At 52.2% G+C, this 17,517-nt stretch carries 15 protein-coding genes; 5 read left to right on the top strand and 10 right to left on the bottom strand.

Annotated features, from left to right (window positions below):
• Both AFK66_RS18825 and rfaQ read right to left on the bottom strand, forming a co-directional pair.
• Complete coding sequence (locus AFK66_RS18825) at positions 1–1,128, bottom strand: glycosyltransferase family 4 protein (protein ID WP_007779495.1); 1,128 nt, start codon at positions 1,126–1,128, stop codon at positions 1–3.
• On the bottom strand, positions 1,125–2,204 hold the full coding sequence (gene rfaQ / locus AFK66_RS18820) for a putative lipopolysaccharide heptosyltransferase III (RefSeq protein ID WP_007779492.1): 1,080 nt from the start codon (positions 2,202–2,204) through the stop codon (positions 1,125–1,127). Before rfaQ ends, AFK66_RS18825 begins: the two co-directional genes overlap by 4 nt.
• A gap of 109 nt (positions 2,205–2,313) precedes the next feature.
• Here rfaQ and AFK66_RS18815 point away from each other — a divergent pair, with 109 nt between their 5' ends.
• Positions 2,314–3,279, top strand: a complete 966-nt coding sequence (locus tag AFK66_RS18815) for a polysaccharide deacetylase family protein (RefSeq protein ID WP_007779488.1) — start codon at positions 2,314–2,316, stop codon at positions 3,277–3,279.
• Here AFK66_RS18815 and AFK66_RS18810 read toward each other — a convergent pair.
• The 6 genes from AFK66_RS18810 to rfaD are packed head-to-tail and all read right to left on the bottom strand — an operon-like array spanning position 3,255 to position 9,795.
• On the bottom strand, positions 3,255–4,373 hold the full coding sequence (locus AFK66_RS18810; protein ID WP_007779485.1) for a glycosyltransferase: 1,119 nt from the start codon (positions 4,371–4,373) through the stop codon (positions 3,255–3,257). The genes AFK66_RS18815 and AFK66_RS18810 overlap by 25 nt on opposite strands.
• Positions 4,374–4,423: 50 nt before the next feature.
• The gene (locus AFK66_RS18805) at positions 4,424–5,677 is read right to left on the bottom strand and encodes an O-antigen ligase family protein (RefSeq protein WP_007779484.1); all 1,254 of its coding nucleotides are present in this window, start codon (positions 5,675–5,677) and stop codon (positions 4,424–4,426) included.
• Positions 5,670–6,839: a glycosyltransferase gene (locus AFK66_RS18800; RefSeq protein WP_007779482.1), complete on the bottom strand. Its 1,170-nt coding sequence runs from the start codon at positions 6,837–6,839 to the stop codon at positions 5,670–5,672. The genes AFK66_RS18805 and AFK66_RS18800 overlap by 8 nt, the downstream gene beginning before the upstream one ends.
• Positions 6,832–7,800 (bottom strand): lipopolysaccharide heptosyltransferase RfaC, encoded by a 969-nt coding sequence (gene rfaC / locus AFK66_RS18795; protein ID WP_007779478.1) that lies wholly within the window; start codon positions 7,798–7,800, stop codon positions 6,832–6,834. Before rfaC ends, AFK66_RS18800 begins: the two co-directional genes overlap by 8 nt.
• A 3-nt stretch (positions 7,801–7,803) precedes the next feature.
• Entirely contained in the window at positions 7,804–8,850 is a 1,047-nt protein-coding gene (gene rfaF, locus AFK66_RS18790) for an ADP-heptose--LPS heptosyltransferase RfaF (protein WP_007779476.1), read from the bottom strand.
• Between the two features lie 12 nt (positions 8,851–8,862).
• Positions 8,863–9,795 (bottom strand): ADP-glyceromanno-heptose 6-epimerase, encoded by a 933-nt coding sequence (rfaD, locus tag AFK66_RS18785; RefSeq protein WP_004388484.1) that lies wholly within the window; start codon positions 9,793–9,795, stop codon positions 8,863–8,865.
• A 228-nt stretch (positions 9,796–10,023) separates the two neighbouring features.
• On the opposite strand from rfaD, the gene kbl reads away from it, so the two are divergent.
• The 4 genes from kbl (at position 10,024) to AFK66_RS18765 (ending at position 15,250) form a co-directional block, all read left to right on the top strand.
• Positions 10,024–11,220, top strand: a complete 1,197-nt coding sequence (gene kbl / locus AFK66_RS18780; protein ID WP_007895441.1) for a glycine C-acetyltransferase — start codon at positions 10,024–10,026, stop codon at positions 11,218–11,220.
• Positions 11,221–11,229: 9 nt separating this feature from the next.
• Positions 11,230–12,255: an L-threonine 3-dehydrogenase gene (gene tdh / locus AFK66_RS18775; protein WP_004388486.1), complete on the top strand. Its 1,026-nt coding sequence runs from the start codon at positions 11,230–11,232 to the stop codon at positions 12,253–12,255.
• A gap of 219 nt (positions 12,256–12,474) precedes the next feature.
• Positions 12,475–14,055 carry a phosphoethanolamine transferase gene (locus AFK66_RS18770; protein ID WP_007779468.1) on the top strand — a complete coding sequence of 527 codons (1,581 nt, stop codon included), beginning with the start codon at positions 12,475–12,477 and terminating at the stop codon, positions 14,053–14,055.
• A 394-nt stretch (positions 14,056–14,449) separates the two neighbouring features.
• The gene (locus AFK66_RS18765) at positions 14,450–15,250 is read left to right on the top strand and encodes a glycosyltransferase family 2 protein (protein ID WP_007779465.1); all 801 of its coding nucleotides are present in this window, start codon (positions 14,450–14,452) and stop codon (positions 15,248–15,250) included.
• A 30-nt stretch (positions 15,251–15,280) separates the two neighbouring features.
• On the opposite strand, the gene AFK66_RS18760 is transcribed toward AFK66_RS18765, so the two are convergent.
• Together AFK66_RS18760 and envC are read right to left on the bottom strand one after the other, a co-directional pair.
• The gene (locus AFK66_RS18760) at positions 15,281–16,222 is read right to left on the bottom strand and encodes a divergent polysaccharide deacetylase family protein (RefSeq protein WP_007779463.1); all 942 of its coding nucleotides are present in this window, start codon (positions 16,220–16,222) and stop codon (positions 15,281–15,283) included.
• A 3-nt stretch (positions 16,223–16,225) separates the two neighbouring features.
• On the bottom strand, positions 16,226–17,509 hold the full coding sequence (gene envC / locus AFK66_RS18755) for a murein hydrolase activator EnvC (protein ID WP_007779462.1): 1,284 nt from the start codon (positions 17,507–17,509) through the stop codon (positions 16,226–16,228).
• Positions 17,510–17,517: the final 8 nt, after the last annotated feature.

Genomic DNA, 17,517 nt, shown 5'->3' with positions numbered 1-17,517 from the left:
TTATTTCACCAGCTGTTGATAGAGAGAAAGCAACTGTGCCGACAGGTTTTCGTTTGTGCATGACAGAATGCGCGCGCGTGCAAGGGCGCTTTCTGAGGATTCCAGCGCGCGTTCTGGCAGCGCCATGACCGCATCCTGTAAAGCGACGATATCAAGCGCATCACAAACGTATCCGTTTTGGCCTTGTTGAATAAATTCAGCTCCACCGCAACCGTGCGTTGTGATAACCGGTAAACCACACGCCATGGCTTCCAGAATCACATTCGGAAACGGATCGTACAGCGTAGGCAGCAGCAATCCGTCGGCCATCTGATAGAACGGCAACGTCTCGCGCTGCATGCCAAAAAAGTGGACACGTTCACTGCAGTTCAGCGCCTGGGCCAAAGCCTGATAGCGTTTTTGATCTTTATCTTTGCCGACCACCATGAGGTGGCGATTTGTTGGCGCAATAGCGCGAATGGCCGCATCCAGCCCTTTGCGTTCAAAGCCCGATCCGACATAGACAAAACACGTTGCCGCGACGGGAATGCCCCATTGTTCGCGCAGCTGGATAAACGTCTCTGCCTCTGGCGGGGTGAAATGGTGCCGATCGACGGCATTATAGATCACATGAATCTTCTCAGCCGGGAAGCCGAAGTCTTCAATGATCTCGCGCTTTACCATTTCAGCATTACAGATGACCGCCCTCAGGTTGTCATGCTGATACATCGCTTTTTCAGCCCGCATGACATAGCGATGATAGCGATCGGCAAAGAGAAGAGACTTTTTCCAGGCAGGGATAATGCGCGCGCGCTGTAGCAACCAGCGGCGGTGAACACCATCGCCTGCTCGATATAAATCGCAGCCAGCAATGCGCTCATGGCTTTGCACCAGGTCAAAATGTTCGCGCTGCCATAAGGCGCGCGCGGCCTCGGCAAAGCCGCATTCACGGCTGATTCGTCCCCATTTCCTTGGGTTACAGATATGAATACGCCAGTCCGGTTTAACGGGCCCCTGCCACTCGCGGGTAATGACGTTAAGCTCCAGGTCACTGTTGTCCAGCGCTTCCAGTGCGCGGGAGACAAAACGTTCAGCACCGCCGTCAGGGCGATATTTTTGCCTGACCAGGGCCAGTCGAAAAGTACTCATGCCAGTAACCTTTTTGCGGCGGAGATAACATCATCAACGGGGATCACATCAAGGTAACGTTCATTAGTATGCGTGTCGATGTCATCGGGGTCAGGCAGCGGACCATAATCTCCCGCCCAGATAACGTCGCCCTTTGCCTGCCACGGACGCCAGAAAACCAGCTTGGACGGCCCGAATAGTGCGACCAGCGGCGTACCGAGAGCGGCAGCCATATGCATCGGCACGGAGTCCACGCCAATAAATAGCTTTGCATGATCGATTAACGCTGCCAGCTGGCGCAAAGTGAGTTGTCCGGCCAGCGAGTGCAGTCGCGCATCGGCGCACCCTGCAATGATGGTGTCGATCATCTGTTTCTCTTTCGCATCGGGGCCAGATGTCAGCACGATGTTGTGGCCTGCGGCAGAGAGCGCATTAATCACGGCGCTAATATTTCCTTCTCGCCAGCACTTAAAGAACCAGCGTGAGGTGGGCTGGATAACGATATAGTCATCCTGAAAATCAGAGGGCAGCAGCGACTGACACGCTTGCCAGTCTTGTCCGGTATAGCTCATCCGCGCTGGCATATTACGGGGATAGTCCTCCCCAATCGCACTCAGAATAGAAAGATTCTGCTCAACTGTATGTTGAGTGTGGTGGTCCTGCGTGGAAACCAGCTGAGTATGACAAAATGCCCAGAAAGGATGACGACGTTTAGGGAAAGCAAAACCCACGCGCATTCTGGCACCCGTAAAACGGGTGCAAATGGCGCTTCTCCATTGGTCGGCAAGATTCAGCACCAGGTCATATTTCTGCTTGCGTAACGAAAAAAGCAGGCTGAGTTCCATTTTTAACTGATGATAAACGCCCTGCTTTTTCCATTGGCGATCGATGCCATATATACGGTGAATATCAGGATTAGCAGAGAGCATATCCCGCGTCTCTTCGTATAACAGCACATCGATTTGTGCGCCAGGAAAGCGCTGCCTGAGAGCCTGAATCAGCGGAGTAGTCAGCAACATATCACCATGATGGCGCAATTTGATGACCAATATTCTCGCGACTTTTAAAGGTTCAGGATGCCGGATTTCAGACGTCATAGGATGTTCTTCATCGAATTACAGGCCTGTGATTCTAGGTTATCAGGCTGATTGAGAGAAGCGTTGTATTGCTCTAACATGGCAGTCAGTAATCGGTAAGGGATTTCTTATGAGTAATAAAGCGGCATTTCTGATAACCATCGATACCGAAGGTGATAACCTTTGGCAAAAGCATGACAGCATTACCACTGAAAATGCCCGTTTTTTACCGCGTTTCCAGGCCTTATGTGAAAAATACGGCTTTAAACCGGTGTACCTTACCAATTATGAAATGGCTGTCGATCCCTTTTATATTGAGTTCGCGCAAGATGTTATTGCGCGAGATGCGGGAGAAGTCGGCATGCACTTGCATGCCTGGAATAGCCCGCCAGAAACACCGTTGACGGATGATGACTGGCGCTACAAGCCTTACCTTATCGAATATCCTGATAACGTTATGAGAGAAAAAGTCGTGTTTATGACGCGACTGCTGGAGGATACGTTTCAGACTAAAATGCGCAGCCACCGTGCCGGACGCTGGGCATTTGACGAGAGATACGCGCGGCTCCTGACGGAACTGGGATACGAGGTTGATTGTTCGGTTACCCCAAAAGTTAACTGGCGAACCGCAAAAGGAGCGCCCGCCGGAAATGGCGGAACCGATTATCGTCGCTTCCCGGAACAGGCTTATTTCCTTGATGAGCATGACATCAGCCGTCCGGGAAATTCCTCTTTGCTTGAAGTGCCGATGAGCATTCAATACAAACACAGCCCTTTAATTAACTCGCTTAAGTCGGGCTATGACAGGCTGAGAGGAAAGGTGCGTTCACCCTCAGTGAACTGGCTGCGACCAACCGGCGGTAACCTCACGACGATGCAGCGCGTCGCTGAGCAGACGCTGGCAGAAGGTAGCGACTATGTCGAGTACATGCTGCATTCATCCGAATACATGCCGGGCGGAAGCCCGAAATTTCAGACTGAGCAGCAAATTGAACAGTTATACAGCGATCTTGATGCCTTCTTTGCCTGGCTGCAGCCAAAGGTTCAGGGAATGACGCTGGCACAGTATTATCAGCTTAAACGCGCTGCGCTCTGATCGGGTGATAAATCAAATCCGGCACATCCGAAAGCCTGAATGATTTTAAGAATATAGTTATCTTCATAAAAGGCTTCGATAGTGTGCTGGATAGTCTCTCCATCAGGAAGCTCTTTACCCTCGACTATCGCCTGAATAAGCGAAACCAGGTGTTCTGGTTTATCGACGGGGTAGAGGTTGCCATTAATATTTTCTTTGATGATATCCGCAGGGCCAACCAGACAGTCAGAACTGATGCTGTAAACGCCATGCGAACTGGCTTCAGCCAGCACCATGCCGAATCCTTCGAAATGCGATGTCATTAACAGGCAACTGACATTTTGCAAAACGTCATGAATAAAATGCCAGGGCTCTTTTCTCCAGCCATGCCAGTTGATACGCCCGGAGATGCCAAGATCTTGCGCAAACGCTTTCAAAAGATCGGTATCTTCCCCTGTGCCGATAATATCCAACACCCACTCGCCCTGTACCTTAGCCAGGCCTTCAAACAATCCACGAACATTTTTTTGCCCATCAGCAATCACTCTTCCGACATAGATAAACCGTGCACCCTTGGTGGGGCGAGGAATGAGCATGTGGCTTCGTTGTACTGGATTATGAACAGTAAAAATCCGGTTTTTATTAATGCCCATGTTGGTCAGCTGCTCCGTAATGGCGGAACATATAGACAAATGGTAATCAGCACACTGAACATATTTTGCTTTATAAAGATTATGGGTCGAAAAATGGAGCCATGAGAAAATGACCGGTTTTCTCCAGGTATATTGACGAGCAAGCTTACTGATAAAGCAAGAGAGCGTATCAATAGCCAGGATAAGGTCGGGGCGCTCGCGATGAATAATCTTTCGCAGCGAATTGGCAAACGATAAACGGCGGATCTTAGTATTCTTTATCTTCGAGGTCACGCGGTAGTGCCGGCAGTTTTTTAACCACTCATCGCTTACCTTACGGCTACCTTCTTTGAAAAATACAAAAGAGATATCCAGGTCTGGATTGCGGGCTTTGAGTAAGGTAACCAGTTTACTACAAACGGTTTCCATTCCGCCCAGTCCGCTTAGCTCATACCCGGTAATTATAATTTTATTGAGTTGCATATACTTAGTCCGTCACGTCTGATGGCGACTGGCGACAGTCGCCATCACATTTATTTTTGCCAAAGGATATCAGGCGCATGCTTTTCTTTTTCTGAGCGCTTGAGGAAAACTAAGGCTGTTAATATGCCAATTGCATACGCAATAGTTCCTTCGCGACTGAAGAAGATGGCATCGCTGAGGCCGTAAAGCATGAGGCTCAGCGTAAGTACAAATAGCGTTGGGTTACGATCTCTCCATGATGACCACAGCAGCGAGCCATACATAGCAAGCAGGGCCAGAACACCTATAATGCCGCGTAATGAGAAGTTATCCACGACCTCGTTATGCAGATGAACATCGATAAAAGGAAGGGCGCCTGACAGAGATTGATCGCTTTGTACTATCTTTTTAATTGTGGTTCCCCGGCTCTCTGCCGATTGTCCTAAGGGCGTGGCAAGCCCGGCTTGTAATCCCGTATGGTACATGGCAAAACGAGCACCAACAGATGTTACACTATGATTATTTTCATAACTATGAATGTCCTGTAATAACGCATCCCACCGTTTTTCAAGAGGTTTCTGGAAAGCATAAATAGCTACAGCGAGTAAACAAAGGAAACTCAATGATATATTCAGTAGATGCTTTTTATTCACATTGGGATGCGTGAATGCCTGGATCAAACACAATAACGGGAAGCTTATTATTGCAGCCCTTGTGCTGGTAAAGATAATTGCGCTGAATGCCAGCGTCACTGTAAGAGCAAAAAGAACGTATCTTAGTAATCCATGACGATTAAGAACTGCATGAATCATCAGGATATCAACTATTGTTATGATATAGGCGGCCATTGTCGCGCGATCAAAACCTAACTCAATACGTGCATTTATTGAAGTGTTATACTGATAGACGGCGAAGAGGTTGGCGGAAATGCCACCAATAATAAGTATGCTGTCTATAATCTTACCAGGTATGATTATCTCTGTATTTGAATAAATCAAGAGAAGAATTGCTAGCAGCAATAGAATTTTACCTGAGGTCTCATAACTATTGTAAATTTCCCAATACTCTCCTTTATTATAAAAAATGAAGAGCCAAACAAGAATTGTTAAAGAAAATGCCAGTACGGACAATACCGGTAACAAATTCTTTTTTGGGGGGTGGGTTTTTCTTAAAGAAAATAGAAAGATAGCAATGGATGCGTAACCCGCAGTATAGAACACCTTACGTGCATGCACCGCATCAAAAATAAGGAAATACAGCGATACCAACATGACGAGGAAGGCTATCAAATACAGCGTTTTGCAATTTACATTTTTGCTAATCATGTGAGTTAATAATGTCCATTACTGTTGATTCAAATTCTTGAATGAAATTTTGATAAGGAAAATGCTTTTCAACGTAATTGAATGCGTTTTCACGGTATTGCATATAGCCTGTCTCGACGATATTCATGACAGCATCAGCAACCGCCTCATGTGACATCAATAATGGACTCGCCATACTATCTTTAAGCGGAGAATAAACATCGTAAGGAAAATTGATATTTACGCCAGTCAAATCAAAATGCGCCTGCGAAGTGACTTCAGGAATAATACCCAAACCGCAGATACCGTTTTTTACCACCTCTGGTTGTCCGTCAATCAGAGGAAAGATAACGGGAACGCCATAAAACAGTGCTTCCATACACGAGAGCCCAAAGGGTTCGGTTACAGGAGTGCTCAGATAGATATGAATACGATTAAAAAAAGCGCTCAAATCGTCCTGAAAACCCAAAAAATTGACACGTGCGGTAATTCCCAGCTTTTCTGCTAGATGACGAAAATGTGGCTCATCGGGTCCCTTCCCGGCGATATCAAGCGTGACATCAATCCCCCGATCCTGCAGACTTTTTATCGCTAACAAAGCGACGCTAATGCCTTTCAGTCCTACCAGGCGTGCCGCAATACCCAGACGAATGGGTGACGTCAGCGCTTTTTCTCCGCGATAAATATTAGGCGGGGGGGCAATGCGGTTAATCACGGTACGCATAGGACACTGTGGATTGAAGCGTATTTGCATCACGCGCTTAGAGGCACACGATGCCGAGATACATCCATCAAGCATGGCGAAAAAAGCGAGATTCTTTTTATTCTTCGCATATCGCCATGAGCATCCGTGATCATAATAGATAACTTTGCCTCGGCCGGGCCTAGCGGCAAATCCGGGGATCAGGTCCCAGATAATAATAGCCTCAGCATTGGCAAACCAGAGCTTGCTTTGCAGGGCAAATTTGCGCAAAAAGACAGGGTATTTAAGCGTAAACGCATTGATGATGCGGTTAACAAAGGTGATCTTTTTACCCGGCAGATGTTTTTGAATCTCAGGGCCGACTTTATTACTGATACAGAAAATAACGTCGTCGTCTGCGGCGTTATTGTTAATATACTGAAGAAATAAGCGCTCAACGCCACCCATTTTTTCCAGATTGATGATATGCAATTTACGCATTAATGCACTCCTGTGACGCGTCATAAATCTGTGAGGCGCTTATATCCTGCATTTTTCCTGTGGCAGAGAGGATAACGTGTTGATTTTCCCCATATCCTCCAATCAGTCCCGGATCGGTCGGCCCGTAAAGCGTGAAGTTTGGGCGATCGAGCGCTGCCGTGAGATGGCTCAGGCCGGTATCTACCGACACCACAAACCGCGCGCCCGCCAGCTGGTGGGCCACCTGTTCAAGCGTCAGGCGTGGAAGCACCTGCACATAATTAAAACCTTCAGCAAGCCGTTTTGCCCGCGCTTCTTCGTGCGGCGCGCCCCACGGCAGGCGAATTTGCAGGCCCGTCGGCTCCAGCAACGTGATAAGTTCACGCCAGTGTGCTTCCGGCCAGTGTTTTTCATCGCGCGTGGTGGCGTGCAGGAACACGACATAACGCCCGGCATCGGCCGCAGGCTGGCGTAAAAAGTGCTGCGCGATGGCGTAATCGCCCTGGGCTGCGGGTTTTGCGTAGCCGAGGCTTTTTGCGAACAGCTCGCGGGTGCGCTCCACCGCGTGTTGCGCTTTCGCAATATGGTGACGGCGGTTATAGAAAAGACTGGCGAGCGGCTCGCGCGCGGTCTGCCAGTCCATACCATGCTTAACGCCGCGGGCCAGGCGCGTCACCAAGGCTGCGCTTTTGACCAGCCCCTGCGCGTCGATCACCGCGTCATAATTCACGGCTCGCAGCGCGTCGCGAAAGGCGCGGCGTTCGGCTTTAACCGGTGCGGAAAACCACGCCTTACGCCAGCGGCGAATCGCCACCGGCAATACACGCTCAACCGCCGGATGCCATGAAGGGATCTGCGCGAAGCCTTCTTCCACCACCCAGTCGAATCGAATATCCGGCATCGCCTGCATGGCGTCGGTTAACGCGGGCAGCGTATGGAGCACATCGCCCATCGAGGAGGTTTTCACAACAAGCACCCGCATCCGTCAGGCTTCCTCGTTCAGCAGCAGTTCGTTAAGCGTCTCCAGTACGCGCGCGGGCGTAATGTCGATGAGACTCTGGTGATAGCCCTCGGCGGCGTCGCCTTTGCGCACTTTATGGTAGCCGGTGATAAGACGAATCACCTTGGCCTTATGCGACAGCGGCGGCGTGAAATCCGGGCTGCTCGGGCCGTAGAGCGCGACCAGCGGCCGATCGAGCGCGGCGGCCACGTGCATCAGGCCGGAATCATTCGTCACTACGGCCTTACAGGCAGCAATCAGCACCACGGCCTGCTCAAGCTGGGTTTCGCCCGCGAGGTTACGGCACCACGCCTGCTGTTCAACGCTCAGCGCCGCGAGAATTTCATTCCCCGCTTCGTGATCTTTCGCGGAGCCAAACAGCGCCACCTGATAACCTTCGTCAATCAGCTGTTTTGCCAGCTCTGCGTAGTGATAATGCGGCCAGCGTTTCGCCGGGCCGAACTCCGCGCCAGGACAGAAGCCGATTATCGGGCGCTCGGCGGAAAGCGCGAACTGCGCGCAGGTCTGGCTTTTTTCCGCGTCCGTGACCAGCAGTTGCGGCCAGAGTAAGGGCTGCGGCAAATCTTTGGCCGACTGCATCACGCCTTTGTCGTAGGCCAGCGCGACATAACGCTCGACCATCAGCGGCCACGCCTGTTTATCCAGCGTGCGAACATCGTTTAGCAGGCCGTAGCGCATCTCGCCGCGCCAGCCGGTGCGGTGCGGGATGCCCGCAAAAAACGGCACCAGCGCCGATTTAAACGAGTTTGGCAGCACATACGCGCGATCGTAGCGGCGTTCACGCAGGCTGTGACCCAGGCGGCGGCGTTCGCCAAGGCCGAGCGCGCCGTGGCCGAGCGGCATGGGGATCGCCTCATTTACCTCCGGCATACGCGACAGCAACGGACGGCACCACGCGGGCGCCATCACATCAATCACCGCCTGCGGATAGCGTGCCCGGAGCGTGCGATAGAGACTTTGCGACATCATCATGTCGCCCACCCATGACGGGCCGATCACCAGTATTTTCATGCATCAGCCTGCTTATGCGTCGCGGTTCAGCCAGGCCATATACTCCGCGACCCCTTCGGCAACGGTTTTAAACGGCTTGTCATAGCCTGCGGCGCGCAGGTTAGTGAGATCGGCCTGGGTAAACGCCTGATAGCGGCCTTTGAGTTTTTCCGGGAACGGGATGTACTCAATGCTGCCTTTTTTATGGAAGGCCAGCGCAGCATCCGCCACAGCCTGGAACGACTCCGCACGACCGGTGCCGCAGTTGAAAATGCCGGATACGCCGTTCTGCCAGAACCACAGGTTCACCGCGGCCACATCGCCCACGTAGATGAAGTCGCGCTTGAAGTTTTCGCTGCCTTCAAACAGTTTCGGGCTTTCGCCGTTATTCAGCTGGGTATTGAGGTGAAACGCCACGCTCGCCATGCTGCCTTTGTGGCCTTCGCGCGGGCCGTAGACGTTGAAGTAACGGAAGCCGGTGATTTGCGAGTTCGCTTCCGGCAGGATCTGGCGAACGTATTCATCGAACAGGAATTTCGAGTAGCCGTATACGTTCAGCGGCTTCTCATATTCGCGTGATTCGATGAAGTCAGAAGTGCGCCCGCCGTAGGTAGCGGCGGAGGAGGCGTACAGGAACGGGATTTCGCGCTCCAGGCAGTAGTGCAGCAGCTCTTTGGAGTACTGATAGTTGTTGTCCATCATATACTTGCCGTCCCACTCGGTAGTGGATGAGCAGGCGCCTTCGTGGAACACGGCTTCAACCTCGCCAAACTCCTCACCGGACATGATCTGCACCTGGAAATCTTCTTTATCCATGTAATCGGCGATATTCAGATCCACCAGGTTGACGAACTTGGTGCCGTCTTTCAGGTTGTCCACTACCAGGATATCGGTATAGCCGATGTCGTTCAGAGCCTTAACAATGTTGCTGCCGATAAAACCCGCGCCGCCGGTAACGATAATCATAAGCCTGTCCTTCAGAATGTGAGCCGGGAAAAATCTCCGGCATGAATAGTATCAATCATACCATCACATTGGTTGCCCTACAGCCATTGGCCGTTTTAGCCGCAGTAACTTTGCCCGTCTCGCGTGATTTATGCTGCAAAACAAAGAATCGGTGCTTCGTCATCTCGTCTCTGTCCATAGCTTTGGGTAATAATATGTGCCGAACTGGCTCATGTCTGGAGAAATGCAATGCGAGGGGATTTTTACCAACAGCTTTCCGCCGATTTAGAAACGGCGCGCGCCGAAGGCTTGTTTAAGGAAGAACGAATCATCACCTCCGCCCAGCAGGCGGATATCCAGGTGGCAGACGGCAGCCACGTCATCAACTTCTGCGCCAACAACTATCTTGGTCTGGCGAACCACCCTGAGCTTATCGCTGCGGCGAAGCAGGGCATGGACACTCACGGCTTCGGCATGGCGTCGGTGCGCTTTATCTGCGGCACCCAGGACAGCCACAAGCTGCTCGAAAATAAGCTGGCCGCGTTTCTCGGCATGGAAGACGCCATTCTTTACTCTTCCTGCTTTGACGCGAACGGCGGGCTGTTTGAAACGCTGCTCGGCCCGGAAGACGCGATTATCTCCGATGCGCTGAACCACGCCTCCATCATCGACGGCGTGCGCCTGTGTAAAGCAAAGCGTTTCCGTTACGCCAATAACGATATGCAGGAGCTGGAAGCGCGTCTGAAAGAAGCCCGTGAAGCGGGCGCGCGCCATATTCTTATCGCGACAGACGGCGTGTTCTCGATGGACGGCGTGATCGCCAACCTGAAAGGCGTGTGCGATCTGGCGGATAAATATGATGCGCTGGTCATGGTGGATGACTCTCACGCGGTTGGTTTTGTCGGTGAAAACGGGCGTGGTTCACATGAATATTGTGACGTGATGGGCCGCGTGGACATTATCACCGGCACGCTGGGCAAAGCACTTGGCGGCGCGTCCGGCGGCTATACCGCGGCCCGCAAAGAGGTCGTCGAATGGCTGCGTCAGCGTTCACGTCCGTATCTCTTTTCAAACTCGCTGGCACCGGCGATTGTCGCGGCCTCCATTAAAGTGCTGGAGATGGTGGAGTCCGGGGCTGACCTGCGTGCGCGTCTGTGGTCCAACGCGCGTCTGTTCCGCGAGAAGATGACGGCGGCGGGCTTTACGCTGGCAGGTGCCGATCACGCCATTATCCCGGTAATGCTGGGCGATGCGGTTATCGCGCAGGAATTCGCCCGCGAGCTGCAAAAAGAGGGCATTTACGTGACCGGCTTCTTCTATCCGGTGGTGCCGAAAGGCCAGGCGCGTATTCGCACCCAGATGTCGGCGGCGCATACTCCTGAACAAATTGAACGTGCGGTCGATGCGTTTACACGCATCGGTAAACAGTTAGGCGTGATTGCCTGAGGGCGTGACATGAAAGCATTATCAAAACTGAAACCGGCAGAAGGCATCTGGATGACCGATGTGCCGCAACCGGAAGTGGGCCATAACGATCTGCTGATCAAAATTCGCAAAACCGCGATTTGCGGCACCGATGTGCATATTTACAACTGGGATGAGTGGTCGCAGAAGACCATTCCGGTACCGATGGTCGTCGGGCATGAATATGTCGGCGAAGTGGTCGGCATTGGCCAGGAAGTGAAAGGCTTTAAAATCGGCGATCGCGTCAGCGGCGAAGGCCACATTACCTGCGGCCACTGCCGTAACTGTCGCGGCGGGCGCACGCATCTGTGCCGCAACACCGTTGGCGTGGGTGTCAACCGTCCTGGCTGTTTCGCGGAATATCTGGTGATCCCGGCCTTTAACGCGTTCAAAATTCCGGACAATATCTCTGACGATCTGGCTTCCATCTTTGACCCGTTCGGCAACGCCGTCCACACGGCGCTCTCGTTTGATCTGGTCGGTGAAGATGTGCTGGTGTCAGGCGCAGGCCCGATCGGCATCATGGCGGCAGCGGTGGCGAAACATGTCGGTGCGCGTAACGTCGTCATTACCGATGTGAATGAGTACCGCTTATCACTGGCGCGCAAAATGGGCGTGACCCGCGCGGTGAACGTCGCGAACGAAAGCCTGCAGGACGTGATGAACGAACTGGGCATGACGGAAGGCTTTGATGTGGGTCTGGAGATGTCCGGCGCGCCGCCGGCGTTCCGCACCATGCTGGATACCATGAACCACGGCGGGCGTATTGCGATGCTTGGCATTCCGCCCTCTGATATGTCGATCGACTGGAACAAAGTCATTTTCAAAGGGCTGTTCATCAAAGGCATTTATGGCCGCGAGATGTTTGAAACCTGGTACAAAATGGCCGCGCTGATTCAGTCTGGTCTGGATCTGTCGCCGATTATCACGCATCGCTTCACCATTGATGACTTCCAGAAAGGCTTCGACGCCATGCGTTCCGGCCAGTCCGGGAAGGTTATCCTGAGCTGGGATTAACCGTTAATGGCGGCGTCTCTCTTTACGGCGCCGCTACTATTTTCAGCGGTTTGACTTTATTAATGCGAATTGCTACCGTCTGCCCGGATTATTATAACGCCTCTTTTTAACGCGTAGTTTCATGCCGATACCTGACTCTCTTTTAAAAGTGAGTTGGGCTTCTTTTGCACGCTGATAAAAGTGTCGTCAGAAAACAATTAAAATACTATCCGGGTATTCATGTCTATTCTGTTAGAAGACAAGTCCGCGAAATATGGATTGCGTATTTCGAGCGTCTTGCTGTTGATAATTTCGCTGCTAATCGTTATCTACGTTAATATTTTAAATGCAAAATATAATACGGTTATCAATCGTGTACTGGTGTTCTCTTTGCTGTTGCTTGCCATTAAGGCAATTCATAACAACGGGCTCAGAAATCTACTGGCCGTGCTATTACTGGTACCAGTTGCTGCGGATGTGACGCTTCAGCTTTATGCATGGACAAACTTTAATTCAGGATTTAGCTACGGATTTGCGTTAAGTTTTATTAATACCACGCCGAATGAAGCACGATCCATGCTGGGCGTATACTGGCGTGATGGCGTTTTATTTATTGCGCTCTCTGCGCTGTTTATTTTTACGGCAAATAGCGGAGCATGGCCGATACCTGCGCGATTCAGACGCTGGCCTGCGATTATTCTTGGCCTCACGCTGGTGGGCTTTTTTAGTCAGGCCTGGTTACATCAGATTCGTAAAAGTAATGTTGAAAGTCTGACGCAGCGTTTTGTGCAGTCAACGCCTGTCAGTACCGCTAAAGTCTTTATGCAGGCAGCGGATGATAACGCGATGGTCACACTGGTTGGCAACAATATTCCTGATTATAAAATTGCCGTTGCGGATACCGGCATCGAAAATTATGTTCTCATTGTCGGCGAATCTGAACGCACAAAAAATATGGGTATTTACGGTTATGGGCGTGACACTACGCCCGAGCTGGATGCCCAAAAAGATCATCTTCTGCTGTTTCGCAACGCCATTGCCCCGGCTCCGGTCACTATTATGGCGGTGCCAATGGCGCTGACGGCGGATACCATAAGGGCGCGCGATCCGCATAAGTATGGTGATAACGTTATTAATATCGCCAATAAAGCGGGCTTCGATACTTACTGGTTTAGCCATCAGGGGAAAGGCGGCGCGCATAATAATATTATTACCGCCATCGCATTGAAGGCTCATCAAAGCGCCTGGGTGCAGGAAGGATATGACGATGCGCTGCTGCCGTTACTTAACGACGCGTTAAAAAAGCCAGGCAAAAAACTGATTATTTTACATCTTAACGGCAGCCATGAACCTGCCTGTGACCGCTTTCCTGTGGATCAGACGGTGTTTAACAGCGGTAATAAAGCAGACGACTGTTACGATAATTCTGTGCGTTTCACCGATAGTATTATGGGAAAGATTTTCCATTCGCTGGGCAACAGCCGCTCTTCCGTTCTCTACTTTTCTGACCATGCATTAATACGCGATCCTTCCCGCGCCGTAGTCTATTCGCATGGTGGTGCGAATCCACCTCGCGAGGCGCTACAGGTTCCGATGTTCATCTGGTACGCTCAGATGGTTGCCGCAAAAGATAAGCTGTCCGGGGATTACAACCGGATGTGGTCAACGGATGATGTGAATACCCTTACCGCATTATGGTTAGGTATTCATCGTGAAGATGAGCTCACAAACACCTTATCGTCCTGGCTTGCGCAGTATCAGAAGGATGTTGCGATCATGGACACGACGGGTAAAGTCTATGAGTGGAACACGGTTCAGTAGTTAAGCAAGGGGGAAGGATATTCCTGCCCGGAGCGATATCAACATAAAAATAATAAAAAGATGCGGTTGTTATTACTTTAAATACAATCGCATCTTAGCTTATTTGTGAATATTGTTCGCCACAGATTTTCATTAGCCCCCTCTTTTTATATTTCGGTCAATATTTGTCTTTTCGCATGCAACGCTACACTTTTTAATGACTGTCCAAAAAGATAGCGATTAACTGTCGTTGCCCATGTTATCCCCCCCTTAACGACACCACAGGTTGTTCGTCTGTAACAATATATCGTGGCTGTTTATGGACTTTCGCCACATTTGCGCACTTTTTCTTCATCGTTTTTTTCTGACTTGCCTATATTGTTTGTTCAGGCTTGGTTAAATGTTGTGAATCACTATGTTTAAACTCTCCGTTTGCGTTCTGACCTGCAACTCTGCGCGCTTGCTGCGTGAAGTGTTACCGCCATTATTAATTATTGCTGATGAAATGGTTGTGCTGGATTCCGGCAGCCATGACGACACTGTAGCGATTTGCCAGGAGTATGGTATTAAGCCGCATTTTCACCCTTATGCTATGCACGGCCAGCAGATGAATCATGCCATTAGCCTGGCTACCCATGACTGGGTGCTCTGCATGGACAGCGACGAAATCCTCGATGATGAAACCGTTAATTTTATTCTGGCGCTTAAAGCCGGTGACGAGCCGCGGCCTGAGCAAGCCTGGCGGATCTCCCGCTACTGGCACGTGCTTGGGGAGCCTGTACGCACTATCTATCCCATCTCGTCGCCCGATTTCCCGATCCGGCTTTTTAACCGTCGCACGGCGCGTTTTAACGATCGTCCTGTGGATGATCAGGTCGAAGGGCAACTAAAGACGGTTAAGATTCCAGGATATGTCCGCCACGATACGTTTTACTCGCTGCATGAAGTTTTCAGTAAATTAAACAGTTATACGACGCGTCTGGTGAAATATAAAACCGTCCGTCCGTCGCTGCTGCGCGGTGTCATTAGCGCCATCGGCGCGTTTTTTAAATGGTATCTGTTTAGCGGTGCCTGGCGACAGGGCAGGGTAGGGCTGGTAACGGGGTTATATGCGACGTTTTACAGCTTCCTGAAATATTTCAAAGCCTGGTATGCGCACGGCGATAAAAAAGTAGTGACGCTAAAAAAGACGTCTGATCAAACGTTTCCACGCTAATAAAAAACCCGCCTTCAGGCGGGTTTTTTATTATGACTGTTTGCCCCATCCTTGCCACTGATTACGCAGATAACTGACCAGCGGGCTTTCGCTGACGCTTTCGCTAATCACCGTAAAGAAACGGGTGGCGTAGACCGGCTCAGGCTGGCGTTTCGGCTTGCAGAGCTTCACGCCCCGGAACGGGTTACGCGGCGCGGCAGGCGCGGTCTGTGAAGGCGGTGTCGCGTCTGGTCTCGACGTATCCACCTGCGGCTCATTCAGCAGGCTGCTCGCACGCACCAGGGTAATATCGGGCGGTAGGCTATAGAGCATCTGCTGAAGCACGCGCACCGTTGACGGGTGCGGGTGGCCAATAGCAATCGCCGAGCCATTGCGGCGTGCCAGCGCGACCGCGCGGTTAAACTGGTAGCGGATATCCGCCTCGTTCTGGGTGTCGTCGAGAAAGACTTTGCGCTTGATGACCTTCACGCCGGTGCCTGCGGCGGCGCGCATGGCCTGGCTGTTACCGATGGTCATGCTATCGAGGAAAAAAAGATTGTAGTGCGCGAGCGACGCCATCACTTTCTGCATGCCGGGAAGGCTGGATGTCATCGCGCTGCCCATATGGTTATTCATGCCGATGGCGTAAGGCACGCTGTTTACCGCTTCGCGAATGATGCGCGAGATCTCATCAGCGCTCATGTCCGGGCGCAGCGTGTCTTTTTCCAGCGGCTGTCTGCTGAGCGGCGCCATTGGCAGGTGAATGAGCACGTCATGCCCCTGATTATGGGCTTTGGTCGCCATTTCGCGGGCGTGTGGCGCATTGGGGAGTACGGCGACGGAGACTTCTGCGGGCATCGCCAGCACCTGATTCTCGGTACTGGGGCGATAGCCGAAATCATCAATCACGATAGCGAGTTTGCCGGCGAGGGCGGGAGCGGCGAGCGCCAGCGAACCGGCGAGAGCAAAAACAAGACGACGCAACTGAAGCAAAACTTATCTTCCCAACCACGGTTGTGGATTAACCGCCTGACCCTGACGGCGAATTTCAAAATAGAGTGAAGGACGACCCTGACCACCGCTGTTGCCCACCAGCGCGATGGGCTGACCGGCGCGGACCTGCGCGCCCACGTTGACCAGCGCGCTCTGGTTGTAACCGTAAAGGCTCATGTCGCCTTTTCCGTGTTCAACCACCACGACCAGGCCATAACCCTGCAGCCAGTCGGCCAGGATCACGCGCCCGTCGGCGATGGCTTTCACCTCGGTGCCTTCGCTGGCACCGATAACGATGCCTTTCCAACGTAGTTCACCTTGCAGCTGTTCGCCATAACGGTGCAGTAACGGACCGCGTACCGGCCAGAATGCCTGGCCGTTCGGCGAGCCGAGTCCGCCGGTGCGCGCCATCAGTGAGCGTTCGCTGTCGGAAGGTTTATAGGTGGTGCCTTTGCGCGAGGCCTCTTTCTGACGGGAGCGAACCTGTTCGGCTTCACGCGCCTCGCGCTCGGCGCGCGCTTTGGCCGCCGCTTCCGCACGGGCGATGCGATCGCGCAGGCGCGATTCGTTGGCGCGCAGCTCGCTTAGCTGCTGCTGCCCTTCCTGAATGGAAGAATCCAGCGCGCCAAGGGTTTTCTTACGTTCGTTGCGGGCCTGCTCCAGCTTTGCCTGCTGCGCCTGCTGCTCGTAAAGCAGCGTCTGCTGCTGCGTCTGCTTCTCTTCAAGCTCCGCTTTTTGCGTGGCGACTTCTTCGCGGGTTTGCTTGAGCTGGGCAATGGTTTCCTGACGCGCTTCGTTGAGATAGCCGAAATAGGCCTGTAAGCGCTGGCCGCGCTGGCTCTCTTCACCGCTCAGGATCAGCTGAAGGCCGCTGTGTTGCCCCTGACGGAACGCCGCATCAAGCTGGGCCGCCAGGTTGCGTTCCTGGGCCGCTTTCTGCTTCTCAAGCTTTGCGATGGAGTCGTTCATCTGGGCTATCTGACGGTTGAGTTCCGCCAGCGTATTCTGGGTTTCGCGCAGCTTTCGGCTGGCGGTGGCGATCGCCTGTTCCTGGCTTTTCAGCTGGGCGAGCAGTTTCGCGCGCTGCTGCTGCTGCTGGCGCACGGCGCGCTCTTTGGCGGCGATATCATCCTGAATGGATTTAAGCTGATCGCGGTCATCCGCGTGGGCGGAAAGCGGGCATAACAATACGCCAGCGCTGAGCGCGCTGGCGTAAAGCAGGGGCTTAAGTGAGAACCGAAACGGCCTGTTGCCCCATGTTATTGAAAAAATCGCCTTTCCCCTCATGGGGAGGG

It is taken from the genome of Cronobacter malonaticus LMG 23826, assembly GCF_001277215.2.
Taxonomy (GTDB): Bacteria; Pseudomonadota; Gammaproteobacteria; order Enterobacterales; family Enterobacteriaceae; genus Cronobacter; species Cronobacter malonaticus.
The sequence above is the reverse complement of the archived record's forward strand: the minus strand, read 5'-3'. Positions and strand labels throughout refer to the sequence as shown.

Excerpts from the sequence above, each read along its gene's own strand:
- rfaF (WP_007779476.1), bottom strand. The coding sequence starts at position 8,850 with ATGAAAATACTGGTGATCGGCCCGTCATGGGTGGGCGACATGATGATG.
- AFK66_RS18805 (WP_007779484.1), bottom strand. The coding sequence starts at position 5,677 with ATGATTAGCAAAAATGTAAATTGCAAAACGCTGTATTTGATAGCCTTC.
- AFK66_RS18810 (WP_007779485.1), bottom strand. The coding sequence starts at position 4,373 with ATGCAACTCAATAAAATTATAATTACCGGGTATGAGCTAAGCGGACTG.
- AFK66_RS18815 (WP_007779488.1), top strand. The coding sequence starts at position 2,314 with ATGAGTAATAAAGCGGCATTTCTGATAACCATCGATACCGAAGGTGAT.
- envC (WP_007779462.1), bottom strand. The coding sequence starts at position 17,509 with ATGAGGGGAAAGGCGATTTTTTCAATAACATGGGGCAACAGGCCGTTT.
- rfaC (WP_007779478.1), bottom strand. The coding sequence starts at position 7,800 with ATGCGGGTGCTTGTTGTGAAAACCTCCTCGATGGGCGATGTGCTCCAT.
- AFK66_RS18765 (WP_007779465.1), top strand. The coding sequence starts at position 14,450 with ATGTTTAAACTCTCCGTTTGCGTTCTGACCTGCAACTCTGCGCGCTTG.
- kbl (WP_007895441.1), top strand. The coding sequence starts at position 10,024 with ATGCGAGGGGATTTTTACCAACAGCTTTCCGCCGATTTAGAAACGGCG.
- AFK66_RS18770 (WP_007779468.1), top strand. The coding sequence starts at position 12,475 with ATGTCTATTCTGTTAGAAGACAAGTCCGCGAAATATGGATTGCGTATT.
- rfaD (WP_004388484.1), bottom strand. The coding sequence starts at position 9,795 with ATGATTATCGTTACCGGCGGCGCGGGTTTTATCGGCAGCAACATTGTT.
- tdh (WP_004388486.1), top strand. The coding sequence starts at position 11,230 with ATGAAAGCATTATCAAAACTGAAACCGGCAGAAGGCATCTGGATGACC.
- rfaQ (WP_007779492.1), bottom strand. The coding sequence starts at position 2,204 with ATGACGTCTGAAATCCGGCATCCTGAACCTTTAAAAGTCGCGAGAATA.
- AFK66_RS18800 (WP_007779482.1), bottom strand. The coding sequence starts at position 6,839 with ATGCGTAAATTGCATATCATCAATCTGGAAAAAATGGGTGGCGTTGAG.
- AFK66_RS18825 (WP_007779495.1), bottom strand. The coding sequence starts at position 1,128 with ATGAGTACTTTTCGACTGGCCCTGGTCAGGCAAAAATATCGCCCTGAC.